This is a genomic window from Pseudovibrio sp. W64 (assembly GCF_001623145.1).
Taxonomy (GTDB): domain Bacteria; phylum Pseudomonadota; class Alphaproteobacteria; order Rhizobiales; family Stappiaceae; genus Pseudovibrio.
On sequence record NZ_LMCI01000008.1, the window covers coordinates 57277 to 69928 of the forward strand.

10 protein-coding genes are annotated in these 12652 nt (G+C 53.0%); 5 read left to right on the plus strand and 5 right to left on the minus strand.

Annotated features, from left to right (window positions below):
* Positions 1 to 643: 643 nt before the first annotated feature.
* The 5 genes from PsW64_RS04660 to PsW64_RS04680 form a co-directional block, all read right to left on the minus strand.
* Positions 644 to 1876, minus strand: a complete 1233-nt coding sequence (locus tag PsW64_RS04660) for an MFS transporter (RefSeq protein ID WP_063302859.1) — start codon at positions 1874 to 1876, stop codon at positions 644 to 646.
* 213 nt (positions 1877 to 2089) lie between these two features.
* Complete coding sequence (locus PsW64_RS04665) at positions 2090 to 2563, minus strand: GNAT family N-acetyltransferase (protein ID WP_063302860.1); 474 nt, start codon at positions 2561 to 2563, stop codon at positions 2090 to 2092.
* 107 nt (positions 2564 to 2670) lie between these two features.
* Positions 2671 to 3708: an ABC transporter substrate-binding protein gene (locus tag PsW64_RS04670; protein WP_063302861.1), complete on the minus strand. Its 1038-nt coding sequence runs from the start codon at positions 3706 to 3708 to the stop codon at positions 2671 to 2673.
* Positions 3678 to 5063, minus strand: a complete 1386-nt coding sequence (locus PsW64_RS04675; protein WP_063302862.1) for a sensor histidine kinase — start codon at positions 5061 to 5063, stop codon at positions 3678 to 3680. Before PsW64_RS04675 ends, PsW64_RS04670 begins: the two co-directional genes overlap by 31 nt.
* Complete coding sequence (locus PsW64_RS04680; RefSeq protein WP_057461447.1) at positions 5060 to 5725, minus strand: response regulator transcription factor; 666 nt, start codon at positions 5723 to 5725, stop codon at positions 5060 to 5062. Before PsW64_RS04680 ends, PsW64_RS04675 begins: the two co-directional genes overlap by 4 nt.
* Before the next feature lie 108 nt (positions 5726 to 5833).
* On the opposite strand from PsW64_RS04680, the gene PsW64_RS04685 reads away from it, so the two are divergent.
* From PsW64_RS04685 to PsW64_RS04705, 5 genes are all read left to right on the plus strand, one after another.
* Positions 5834 to 6817 carry a tripartite tricarboxylate transporter substrate binding protein gene (locus PsW64_RS04685; protein WP_063302863.1) on the plus strand — a complete coding sequence of 328 codons (984 nt, stop codon included), beginning with the start codon at positions 5834 to 5836 and terminating at the stop codon, positions 6815 to 6817.
* A gap of 66 nt (positions 6818 to 6883) precedes the next feature.
* Positions 6884 to 7369 (plus strand): tripartite tricarboxylate transporter TctB family protein, encoded by a 486-nt coding sequence (locus PsW64_RS04690; RefSeq protein WP_063302864.1) that lies wholly within the window; start codon positions 6884 to 6886, stop codon positions 7367 to 7369.
* Positions 7370 to 7378: 9 nt separating this feature from the next.
* Positions 7379 to 8896 (plus strand): tripartite tricarboxylate transporter permease, encoded by a 1518-nt coding sequence (locus PsW64_RS04695; protein WP_063287503.1) that lies wholly within the window; start codon positions 7379 to 7381, stop codon positions 8894 to 8896.
* Between the two features lie 26 nt (positions 8897 to 8922).
* Entirely contained in the window at positions 8923 to 9978 is a 1056-nt protein-coding gene (locus tag PsW64_RS04700; RefSeq protein ID WP_063302865.1) for an AbrB family transcriptional regulator, read from the plus strand.
* Positions 9979 to 10170: 192 nt separating this feature from the next.
* A complete protein-coding gene (locus tag PsW64_RS04705; RefSeq protein ID WP_063302866.1) occupies positions 10171 to 12570 on the plus strand; it encodes a transketolase in 2400 nt (799 codons plus the stop codon).
* The last annotated feature ends 82 nt before the right edge of the window (positions 12571 to 12652 follow it).

Here is a 12652-nt window from a genome sequence, read left to right on the forward strand (position 1 = left end):
TTATTGCGATCAAAGACAAACTTGGGGGGAAGAATAACGGCGATTTTCATAAGTTCTGCTGTTCCGTTGAGTCGTTTGACACCTTTAGTTTTAAGAGTGGCAAAGACCAAGTTGTTAGCACAGGATATTGCAGATTTTGCTTATTAAAACAACCGACATCCTCAGAGTATGGGTAAAAAATGAACGTAGAATCTGGACACAATGATAAAGCATATTAATAGAGCTTTCGGGCGGAGTTATCCAAGAATAGATCTTCTATCTTGTGATATGACCCTGCCAAGCATTGGGTCGAAAATGAAGTTTTCTTGGTTTACTAAAGAACCGCTCATTGAAAGCATCAAAGATCAGGAAGGAGATAGTCCAACAGAAAGTGTTCGTCGCAGGCATGGATGTTTCTAACACACTCACTATTTTAGAAGTGAAAAATACAAGCAATCTCGTCGATCTTTAGCTGCAGCGCTTTTCTTTCTCTTATTCCAGTTATTACGAAAAGGCTGACAACCACCCAATCCATGCCAAGCTCCCCAGCATAACCAGGCGTAAAGGGAACATGACATATTACTTCGTGGGAGGGAGACAATTTGGTATTGTTGCAATAGCAATATTTCGCATAATTACTATTATGAAACCTTAATTTTGCACTTCAAATCTCGCGTGTCCCCCTTACCCAAAGCAGTGAGTTTATTGTTAGGAGGGCGATGAAGGTGGTGAAGAGGAGGGTGGGGTTGTTTTGTTCTAGGAGGATTCCGGTGAGGAAGAGGCCTAGGGGGACGCCGGTGTAGCGCAGGGAGGAGAAGGCGGAGAAGACTATGCCGCGTTTGTCTTCTGGGACGAGCTTTTGAAGCACAGTCGCATCCACGACGCTACCAACGCCCAAGTTCACACCATACACAAACATTCCCAGTGAAATGACGATTGCTGGGGTCTCGACATTGCCGCTTGTCCAATCCGTACTGAACATCCAGAGCAGCAAGGCTAGGCCGAGTGCTTGTCCGATGGGTGTGAGTTGCAGGAGCCGGAGTGAGGATACTCGGTGGCCCAGGAACGTGTAGGCCAGTGTTGTGAGTGTGGTTCCGCAGGCAAAGCATGTGAGCCAGATTCCAAGCCAGACTGCTTGCTTGTCATTCGAATTTGCCAGAACTGGCAAGGTCAATGACAGCAAGGAGACTGCTACTGTATTGATGATCAAGTCATAAAGGCCAAGCTTTAAAATGCCCGGTGTTGACAGCATCCACTTCCAGACTTCTTTTGTTGGCTGTCTATCTGTATTTGCTGCGTCTTGCTGACGAGTGGCCTTGATGCCTAAAGATACGATCATAAGCGCCATCAGGAAACTCAGTGAGTCTAAAATCAAGACAGTGGTCGCGCCAAAGGCCGCGATCAGAATACCAGCCATCGATGGGGTTAGAAGGTCAGCCACAGTCTCAAGAAGCGAGTTCATTCCGTTCACCCGTTCGCGAGGCAAGCCTTCCCGATCAATCAACGCCGGGATCATGACGCTTTTTGCGGTTTGTCCGGGGACATCGATGACCTGCGAGAGGAAGACGAGAAATCCAAGGAGAGCAAGATCCAGCAGATCAACAGCGTATAGCAGTGGTATCAAAAGTACGGCGAAGGCGTTCACAGTATCGCAGAAAATACTGGTGGTTCTGGCAGAGAACTTGTCGATCAACGGCCCGCTGAAGAGACCGACAACGATGTTTGGAAGCTGTCCGGCAATGGCGATTGTTGCAGTGATGACAGCGTTGCCCGTCAGGTCATAGACAAACCACGGTATTGCGATGGCAGACAGGCCATTCCCCAACAAAGACAAAAAGTTGGCTGAAAACAGGAGGCTGATCTGTCCCCATTTAGCCTTTAAGGTAGTATCAGACAAAACAACCCCACTCCGCGAAATGCAGCATAAATTCAATGGCTTGAGTGCGCGCAATCATGGCTATCGGAAACAAGTTCAAATATCATTCTTATCTTATACTGATAAAAGCGAGTACTTGGGAGTGCAACTCAAAGTCGGTCATTTATTCGTTGAGGGCCTGCGGGCATGACACCATGTGCATATCGCAGGAACTTTGGCGGGTGTCATGAAATGTTACGCGGACAAGGTCTTTGTCATGAGAAAGTTTGTGAGCGTGACTCCTCGAATAACGGGTGCTTGCTCGCGCTCAACTTGCCAGCCTTGGTGAAGGAAGAAAGCTTTTGCAGCCACGCTAATATCTGCTGAAAGGGTCGAGATGTTGCGCTGTTCTGCCCAGTTCTGCAGCTGATCATATATGGCGGTGCCGACACCTTGGCGGGTGTGGTAGGGGCTGGTGAATGCGAACTCGATGTAACCTTTTGCATCGATGGTCATGAAACCGACTATTGACTTGTCTTTGACAGCAACAAAGCCAGTCATATCGTGGAGTTTGGCAGACCAACGCTCTGGTGCGGGTGCAGGCCCAGCCCATGCGGCGAGCTGCTCCTCGGAGTAATGCTCCTTTGCTCCGATCGTGACGGCCTCATAAAACACGCGTGCGCAGTCTGGGGCATCTGAATTCTTCAGTGGGCGGATCTCTACAGGCATTGGTGGCTTTCACTCAGCTGGGTTTGGAGGCAGCCTCTTGCCACAAACTCTGACAAGGTGAAAGAGGATTGAGCGACCAAATCCTCCATCTTCTGATTTAGTTTATCTCACTGCTGAATGATCGCGTTTTGCCATTCCTGGAGGAAGTGTTGCCGTTTCAGGTTGTCTTGATAAACCAACAGACCTGGTCCAAGGCGGATGGCTCGCAGGGATAAGTTTGGGGCAATCTCGTTGCGGTTGAGTTTTGGATAGGGGTAGTAGTCAGCCCCCTCCTCGCTCCAGGATGCAGTGATCAGATGATCTATGAAGGCGCCCGCGATTTCGGGTTGTTCGGCCCCCGCTGGAATGATGGCAGAGCGCAGCATAAGTGTTGTGAAGTCTTCCAGTTCGAGAATGCCGATATCAGGATCACTGGCGGCCCGTGCAGAGGCGTAGGAGCCGAGCACGTTGTAGGCAATTGCCAGATTGCCCTTTGTGATGTCAGAAATCATATCAGCGGAGCAGCAGTAGAGACGGGCGTTCAGAGAGCCCATTACCTCGTTTAGACGCCAGAAAGTGTCTGATGTGCGGGCATCTTGCGTGGCAAACAGAAAGCCAAGGCCGCTCTGACGGATGTCATAGGTGCCGACTTTGTCGAGGAAGCGTTCTGGATGGTTGCGCAGAGTTGAAATCAGATTTTGCCGTGATGTTGGTACTTCCAATCCTGCAAAGGCGGATTTGGAATAGACCACCGAAGCTGGTTCCTGCGTGAAGGCGAATACATGATTGCGCCAGCGGGCCCAGTCCGGCATCAAACCGGCGACTGAGGAGTTGTGCGGTAGGGTGAACCCGTCGTTCGCCAGCTTCACCTGCAGGTCCATGGCAGATGAAATGGCAACGTCAAAAACCTGCTTCTCATCATAAAGAGCTGTCATCAACTCTGTGCTGCTGACAACAGTGTAGTCTATAGAAACACTCGGATATTTGCGTTGAAACGCTACCACCATGGGCGAGAAAATGTCGATGTCTGAGTTGGAGATAATACGAAGGTTCGCGCCCTCTTGCGGAGCGGGAAACACTTTGTGCTGTTCAATCTCGTAGGCACTTGCGGAAACCAATGAGGCCAGCAACACGATCAGCACTGAGGGAAATAGAAGGATACGCATGCGCCTCTGACATTTTTTCTGTTCGAAAGTTTCAGGTGCCCGCCATGAGCTTGTGTCACCTCTTCGGCGATTGTGAGCCCAAGCCCGGAACCGACTGTGTCTTCGGCGTTTTTGCCGCGTGAGAACCGTTCCGTCAACTGGTCTATGTCTTCCGGAGCAAAGCCCGGGCCTTGGTCATAAACCGATAACACAACCCAGTTGTCTTCGGAGGTAACGATAACCTGTACGTCCTCGCCTTGCGGGGCGTACTTGATCGCATTGTCCAAAATGTTGCTCAACGCATTTTGGATAAGGATCGCATCTCCGGAGATCAGCGGGGGTTCCTCACCATGCGAGCTCAGGGTTTTGTCTTGCATCTCTGCCAGTGGACGCAGCCGTTCAAGAGTTTCCTCTGCCAGATCCAGTAGGTTGATGTCCTTGACCTCCAGATGATCGGTACGGAAGGACACCATGGCGTGATCCAGCAACTGGCCTGCCGCGCGTGAGCTCTCATCAATGGCCCGGATCATCTCTTTCAAAGCCGCTCTGTTTTCTGGTCGCTCCACGCGGCGCAAGGCAATTTCCGCTTGTGTTCGCAGCACTGCAAGCGGCGTGCGGATGCGGTGAGCAGCTTCTGCGATGAACTCTTCGGAGCGCGTGAGTGACTTCTTAAGCCGTGCCATGAACCGGTTGAGCGCCACCACAAGCGGTGCCATCTCACCCGGCACTGGGGCTTGTACTGCCCTCAGATCCTGCGGCCCTCTTTTAGAAACCGAGTTCGCCAGTGTCTGCACAGGGCGCACGGCAGATTGAGCTGTCAGAACACCCAGCACGGCAGCTGCAATAAAGAACCCGAAACCCAGATAGGCAGCATTCGCAGAGATGCGCTCCAAGGTTTCTCGTTGGCGCTTCAGTGTTTGAGCCACAGACACGGTGACTTCAACAGGGCCGGATGCGTTGGAAAGACGGCGTGTGGCGGAGACCATACGAATGCTTTCACCCAGATAATGAGAGGTGATGAACCGATGGCTGTCCTGCCCTTTTGATGCTTTGGCAATGGGCAAGCTTTCATATCCGGTGAGGTACTTTCCATTGACGACAACGCGGTAAAACACGCGGTCATCACTCACATTGCCAAGCATGGAGAGTGCGGAATAGGGAATGTCGACAGTCACCTCCCCGCTCTGAATTGCTGCACTGTCCAAAATGGAGGTTGCGGAGGCTGACAGAATGTTGTCCTGAGACTCTTCTGCGACCTGCTTGGCATAGGTCATCACCATCACAAACAGCAGGGCTGCAAGCACGGCAGCGATGCCGAGGAGCTGTAGGGTCAGGCGGCGGCGGATCGAACCGGATATGTTGGCACCAGAGTTCATGTCAGGCTTAACCGATACCCCAGTCCACGCACGGTGATAATCTGGACTGAGGAAGATGAAATATGCCTGCGCAAACGGGCGACATAGACCTCGATGGCATTTTCTGAGACGTCTTCGTCGTAAGAAAATAATCTGTCTACAAGCTTTGTTTTTGAGAAAATAACGTCTGGAGCGCCGAAAAATATCTCCAAAAGACGCAGCTCTTTGTTACGCAGGCTTACTGTTTTGCTGCCAATTTTGAGTGTGCCAGCCAGTGAATCAAACACCAGATCACCGAATCGCTTGGCATTTGTCACTCCGCCGGATCTCCGCCGTATGACAGCACGGCATCTTGCCTCTAACTCTGAGAAATCAAAGGGTTTTGTGATGTAATCATCAGCCCCGAGATCGAGCACCCCTACTCTGTCTGAGACCTCTGAACGTGCTGTCAAAACGATCACCGGAGTGTCATCCTGGCGGCCTCGATGTTCATTTAGGAAATCTCGCCCATCGCCATCCGGAAGCATGATGTCGAGCAAAATCATGTCGTAATCTGCTGTCGAGATGTAATCCTCGGCAGTAGAAATTTCAGCAGCGTGATCAACGACATGACCATCCAGTGTCAATCTTTCGACAATGGATGTCGCCAGCTTAGCGTTATCTTCAACGAGAAGAAATCTCATCTTTTGCTTCCCCAAAAAATCAAGGAGGTGACAGGTTTGTGTCAGGTTTCCGTGTTTTCACGTAAGTCATGGGTGACAAATGCTGCCCTTGTCAAATGGGAGGACACAATGAGTTTTATTCGGGCGCGCCGCGTGGTTGCGGCAGCGGCTTTGGCTGCGATGACATTTTCCATGCCAACGGCTTCAATTGCGGAGCCTGTGGTTGATAGCATTCACTTCCTCATTCCAGGTGGTGCTGGCGGTGGCTGGGACGGCACTGCACGCGGCACAGGCGAAGCACTGACCAAGTCCGGCCTTGCAGGCACGGCCTCTTTTGAAAACATGTCCGGTGGCGGCGGCGGTAAGGCCATTGGGTATCTCATCGAGAACGCAGCAAGCCAGCACGGCACGTTGATGGTGAATTCTACGCCAATCGTGATCCGCTCACTGACTGGCGTATTCCCACACAACTTCCGTGATCTGACACTGGTTGCCGGCACCATTGGTGATTATGCAGCCATCGTGGTGGGCAAGGACAGCCCAATCAACTCCATGAGTGATCTGCTGGCAGCCTACAAAGCTGACAAGCGCGGCACTGCAATTGGTGGTGGTTCTGTCCCAGGCGGCATGGATCACCTTGTTGCAGCCATGGTGATGGAAGCAGCTGGCGAAGATGCGACCATGGTGAAGTACATTCCGTATGATGCGGGTGGTAAGGCTATGGCGGCGCTGCTTTCAGGCGAAATCTCTGCACTTTCTACCGGCTTCTCCGAGGCGATTGATCTTGCCAATGCGGGTGAAGTGAAAATCATCGGTGTGACTGCTGATGAGCGCGTTGCAGCCTACAAAGATGCGCCAACCATGAAGGAACAGGGCATCGACACCACGTTCGTCAACTGGCGTGGTTTCTTCGGTGCACCGGGCCTGCCAGAGGCACAGGTGGCTGCCTATCAGGAAGCTCTTGCGAAGATGTACGACACCCCTGAGTGGGAAGAAGTGCGGGCACGCAATGGCTGGGTCAACATCCATAACTCTGGTGAAGACTTCCACGCGTTCCTTGAAGGTCAGGAAAAGGCCATCGGAGATCTCATGAAGAAGCTGGGCTTCCTCTAAATCAATAAGAATAAATGGATGCGCTCTTGGCAGCGCATCCACTTGTCACGCCAACGGGAGGGGATGATGGCACTGGACCGATGGATTGCACTTGTCATTCTGGCAGTGAGTTTAAGCTACGGATACACCGCGTTTTTTCTGATGGACGCTGGTTTGCCACCGTTTATGCGGTTTAACCCAATCTGGCCGAGCACGTTTCCAAAAGTCATTGCGGTGCTGGCCGCAATCACAAGCCTCGCCATTTTGCTCGGGTTTGAGAAAAAGCCTGCAGATTCAGATGCAGACGAGATCGATTTCAGCAGATTTTGGGACTACAACATTGGTCAGGCCGTGTTCCTGCTGGTTCTGATGGCGGGCTACGCTCTGTTGCTTCGTCCTGCTGGCTTCCTGCTCTCCACACTGCTCTTTCTGGTGATCTCTGCAGCTCTGCTTGGAGAGCGGCGTTTTATGATCCTTGTGCCCGTTGCAGCTGTTGCCGCTGGTGGTGTCTGGTATCTGGTTCAGCAAACACTGGGAATTTATCTCAGTCCTCTTCCAACATTCTTAAATTAGGAGGCCACGATGTTAGACGGTATTTGGGTTGGCCTCTCGACGGCTTTCTCGTTTTCTAATCTTTTAATGGTGATCGGTGGCTGTCTGATCGGCACGTTCATCGGCATGTTGCCGGGTCTTGGACCCATGTCCATCATCGCCATCATGATCCCTGTGGCGATCTCTATCGGTGATCCTTCCGCAGCCTTGATCCTGCTCGCTGGTGTTTATTACGGCGCGATCTTTGGGGGCTCCACGTCCTCAATCCTCATCAACGCACCGGGCGTGGCATCCACTGTTGCAACAAGCTTCGATGGATACCCTTTGGCTCGCCAGGGCAAGGCAGGCAAAGCGCTGACAGTTGCGGCGATTGCTTCTTTCGCAGGTGGCAGCATCGGCGCAATCCTGCTGATGATTTTTGCACCTGCGCTCGCATCCGTGGCGCTGCTCTTCCACTCTGCTGAATACTTCGCATTGATGGTGGTCGGCCTTTCCGCAATCGCCGCTTTCGCGGGCAGCGGACAGGTGGGCAAAGCCCTGCTCATGACACTGGTAGGTCTGATGATGGCAACCGTTGGAGAAGGGGCATTGTTCAACCAACCACGCTTCACCATGGGTATTCTGGATCTGCAATCGGGCTTCGGTTTCATCACGCTGGCCATGGCCATGTTCGCCTTGCCTGAAGCGCTGTTCCTCGTGTTAGATCCATCCCGTTCCAATTCTGGTGGAAGTAGCGGCGACATCAAGGACCTGCGCATCACAAAGGCAGAGGCCAAGAAAATTGCGCCGGTAATTGGTCGCCAATCTATTCAAGGGTTCCTGATTGGGGTTCTTCCGGGAGCTGGCGCAACAATCGCCTCCTTCCTCGGCTATGCAGTGGAACGCAACATCGCGCCGAAAGAAGAACAGGCTGAGTTCGGTAAAGGTTCTGTCAAAGGTCTTGCTGCTCCAGAATCTGCGAACAACGCGGCATGTACTGGTTCCTTTGTTCCTCTGCTGACACTCGGCATTCCGGGATCCGGGACAACGGCGATCCTGCTCGGTGCCCTGATCGCTTTGAACGTTTCACCGGGGCCACGCCTGATGATCGATCAGCCAGAGATTTTCTGGTCCGTGATCATCTCCATGTATGTGGGCAATGTGATCCTGCTGATCCTGAACCTGCCACTCATCCCATACATCGCCAAAGTGCTGGCTGTGCCGCGCAACTACCTCATTCCGTTCATTCTGTTCTTCACCCTCATGGGTGCCTATATTGGACAGAACAATGCAACGGAACTGCTGATGCTTGTGGGCTTTGGGGTATGTGCAACGCTCCTGCGCTTTGCCAACTATCCGCTCGCGCCACTACTGATTGGCTTCATTCTGGGCAGCATGCTGGAAGATAATTTCTCCCGGTCTATGCAGCTTTATGATGGGATTAGCTTTATCATGGAACGCCCGATGACCATGGGCCTGCTGGCTCTGGCTGTTATTCTGGTCGTTTTGCCAACCATCCGTGCCCGTCGTGTGCGCAAGCAGGAATTGGAAGCCGCTGAAAGCGACTGATCAAACCGCAGCTGGGAAACTGAGTTTTGGCACTTGAGAAGAAAGACTGGTCCAATCTGTCCATTACGCTTGCCATTGCAGGCGCGGGGGCTGGTCTTTTTTCCCTCCTCGGGTTCCCGGCAGCACCCCTCACTGGCTCAGCTCTTGCCGTCTCGCTCGGTGGCTTGCTGGGTGCTCCCGTCACTGTTCCGCTCTGGCTGCGCACGCTCTGCTTCATTGTTCTGGGTACGAGCATTGGCTCTGGTGTGTCGCCTGCCGTTATCGATGCCGCGATTACATGGCCTGCGAGCTTCTTGGTACTGGGGATCAGTCTTATCCTGAGCATGCTGATCAGCCGTGCGATCTTGGTACGGTTTTTCGGGTTTGATGCCTATAACGCCTCACTTGCATCTTCACCGGGGCACTTGAGCTACATCCTCAGCATGGCGGCAGACAGCAAAGCGGACGTCACCCGCATCGGGCTTGCACAAAGCACGCGGGTATTGTTCCTCACCATCTGTGTTCCCCTCTTTGTCTCGCTGCTTTTTGAGGAAACAGGCGCTTCTTTCCTGCCTGCACAAAACATCAGCGTGCTCTCAGCTGTCTATCTGTTGCTCGGGGCAGCTGTCGTTGGAACCATCTTCTTAAAGATGAAACTCCCCGCCGCCTATCTACTCGGTGGGATGCTGGTGTCGTCTCTGGGGCACGTAAGCGCACTCACACCTGGCAAGATGCCAGACTGGGCAACGCTCAGCTCATTTCTGGTGATGGGAGCTTTGATTGGAACCCGCTTCAAAGGTGTCAGTCTTGACCTTTTCGCCAAAGCCATAGGCGCGGGCGTTGTGGTTACGCTCATCACTGTTGGTATGGCAATCCTCGGGGTTGTGCTGGTGATGCCACTGGTTGGACTGGACCCAAGCCTGTTGTTCGTCGCGTTCGCTCCCGGCGGTGTTGAAGCTATGGCCGCCATCGCCGTGCAAAGCGGTCTCGACCCCACCTTCGTCGCCGCCCACCACGTCTTCCGCCTGCTGTTGCTGACCTTTGTTGTGCCTTTGATGTTGAGGCGCTCAAAGACCGCACTCCCCGCAAAAGGTCAGCCGTGAATCTACGTAGCATATGAGCTGAAAAGTGCATTACGAATAGGTTAGGCGGAAGTATTTTCCTTAAATTCGATCAAAGCTCAAAAATTTCCCTTATTCATGAAGGTATATCAGTTGGCTCAAGAGATTAATTCTCAAGGCAATCTGATAGCCTCGCGGAATAAAAATATTCCAATGAAACCGACGGGGAGTTTAATGAGCGCAGCTTCACTGGATACTTTGGGTACGCTGGAAAGCCGAGTGCGATGGCTTGCCTCCTGGACCATTCACAATGCCAACCATCTCCGCGGTTCTGACGTTGGCGATGTGAAAGTTGGCGGCCATCAGGCGTCTTGTGCCTCTATCAGCACCATTATGACTGCGCTCTACTTCCATACTCTGAGCCCTCAGGACCGGGTGGCGGTGAAGCCGCATGCCGGGCCTATCTTCCACGCGATCCAGTATCTGGCCGGGAACCAGTCGCTGGAGAAGCTGCAGAACTTCCGTGGTTTCCATGGCGCTCAATCTTACCCCTCTCGCACCAAGGATATTGATGACGTTGATTTTTCAACTGGCTCTGTTGGCCTTGGGGTCGCCCAGACGCTGTTTTCGTCACTGGTGCAAGACTATGTGAAGGCGCATGGCGGGCTTAACAAAGCGCCGGAAGGTCGTATGATCTCGCTGGTTGGCGATGCGGAGATGGATGAGGGGAACATCTACGAGGCACTGCTGGAAGGCTGGAAACATGGCCTGCGCAATTGCTGGTGGATCGTGGATTATAACCGCCAGTCATTGGATGCAGTGATCCGCGAAGGCCTTTGGGAGAAGTTTGAGAGCATCTTCCGCAATTTCGGCTGGGAAGTCGTCACGCTCAAATACGGGAGCCTACAGGAAGAAGCCTTCAAAGAACCAGGTGGCAGCAAACTGCGCGATTGGATCGATCTGTGCCCCAATCAGCTTTACTGCGCCCTGGCCTATCAAGGCGGCGCAGCATGGCGTAAGCGACTGCTGGATGATTTGGGAGATCAGGGCGAGGTCAATGAGCTGATCAATCGGCGCAGTGATGCAGAGCTGTCCAAGCTCATGTGCAATCTGGGAGGTCATGATTTGCCGTCCCTGATTGAGGCATTTGAGAGTGCCAAGACCCATGATCGCCCTGTCTTGTTCCTGTGCTACACCGTGAAAGGCTTTGGCTTGCCGCTGGCAGGGCACAAAGATAATCATGCAGGCCTGATGACCTCCAGGCAGATGGAAGAATACCGCAAGCTGGAAGGCATTCGCGAAGGGCATGAGTGGGACAAGTGGGAAAGCACATCTGACCCTCAAAACCTTCAGACTTTCGTGACCGAAGCACCGTTCTTCTCAAAAGGCAGCCGTCGCTATTCTGCGAAAACGGTGCCTGTACCAGCAAAATTGCCGGCACCCAATGCAGCAGAAAAGATGCTTTCCACGCAGATGGGGTTCGGTCAGATTCTGCATGAAATTTCCAAGCAAGATGAGGAGCTTGCTAAGCACATTGTGACCACTGCGCCAGACGTGACGGTCTCCACCAATCTTGGCCCATGGGTCAACCAGCGGGGATTGTTTGCCAAGGAAGAACTGGCGGATACATTTAAAGCAGAACGGATTCCGTCTACCTTCAAATGGGCGTTTTCTCCGCAAGGCCAGCATATCGAGCTGGGCATTGCAGAATCCAACCTGTTCCTCCTCCTTTCTGCACTTGGGCTGTCTCACAGCATCAACGGTCAGCGCTTGCTGCCCATTGGCACAGTTTATGATCCGTTCATTCTTCGTGCGGCTGACCAGCTTAACTACGCCTGTTATCAGGATGCCCGCTTCATGTTGGTGGCAACTCCATCCGGTGTGACATTGGCACCGGAAGGTGGGGCACACCAGTCCATCAGCACGCCGTTGATTGGCATGGCTCAGGATGGGCTTGCCGCGTTTGAGCCTGCCTTCGTAGATGAGCTGGCAACCATCATGCGCTTTGGGTTCGACTACATGCAGCGCGATGGAGAGGGAGACCCTGATGAGCGCACATGGTTGCGGGATCAGACAGGAGGTTCCATCTACCTGCGCCTGTCCACCCGCCCGCTGGAGCAGCCTCAACGGACGATCTCACCTGAAGATGAACAGGACATTGTCGATGGCGCCTATTGGCTGCGCAAGCCGGGACCAAATGCGGAAGTTGTAATCGCATACACGGGTGCCGTCGCACCGGAGGCAATCAACGCTGTTGGGATGATGGCGGAAGACCGCCGTGATGTTGGTCTGCTGGCAATCACGTCTGCCGACCGCCTCAATGCAGGGTGGACAGCTGCACAGCGGGCTCGGGACCGTGGGGCAATGCATGCGCGCAGCCACATTGAGCGCTTGTTTGATGATGTGCCGGACAATTGCTCACTCATTACAGTGCTGGATGGACACCCCGCTACTCTTGCATGGCTCGGTGCGGTGAAAGGCAACACAATCCGCACTCTTGGTGTGGAGCACTTTGGTCAGACTGGCACCATTGCCGATCTTTATGCTCATTACGGCATCGACACCCAATCCATTTTGCGGGCGGCTGAAACGATTTCGACAGGTGGCAAGATTCGCTACATCAAGGCGGGCTAGACTTGCAGGCGGAAGCGGTGTGTGGTGCATTGCTTCTGCCGTTTTACTGTTCAATTTCGTTCTTATTGAACTCATGCCTGCT

Excerpts from the sequence above, each read along its gene's own strand:
- PsW64_RS04665 (WP_063302860.1), bottom strand. The coding sequence starts at position 2,563 with ATGCCTGTAGAGATCCGCCCACTGAAGAATTCAGATGCCCCAGACTGC.
- PsW64_RS04670 (WP_063302861.1), bottom strand. The coding sequence starts at position 3,708 with ATGCGTATCCTTCTATTTCCCTCAGTGCTGATCGTGTTGCTGGCCTCA.
- PsW64_RS04675 (WP_063302862.1), bottom strand. The coding sequence starts at position 5,063 with ATGAACTCTGGTGCCAACATATCCGGTTCGATCCGCCGCCGCCTGACC.
- PsW64_RS04680 (WP_057461447.1), bottom strand. The coding sequence starts at position 5,725 with ATGAGATTTCTTCTCGTTGAAGATAACGCTAAGCTGGCGACATCCATT.
- PsW64_RS04685 (WP_063302863.1), top strand. The coding sequence starts at position 5,834 with ATGAGTTTTATTCGGGCGCGCCGCGTGGTTGCGGCAGCGGCTTTGGCT.
- PsW64_RS04690 (WP_063302864.1), top strand. The coding sequence starts at position 6,884 with ATGGCACTGGACCGATGGATTGCACTTGTCATTCTGGCAGTGAGTTTA.
- PsW64_RS04695 (WP_063287503.1), top strand. The coding sequence starts at position 7,379 with ATGTTAGACGGTATTTGGGTTGGCCTCTCGACGGCTTTCTCGTTTTCT.
- PsW64_RS04705 (WP_063302866.1), top strand. The coding sequence starts at position 10,171 with ATGAGCGCAGCTTCACTGGATACTTTGGGTACGCTGGAAAGCCGAGTG.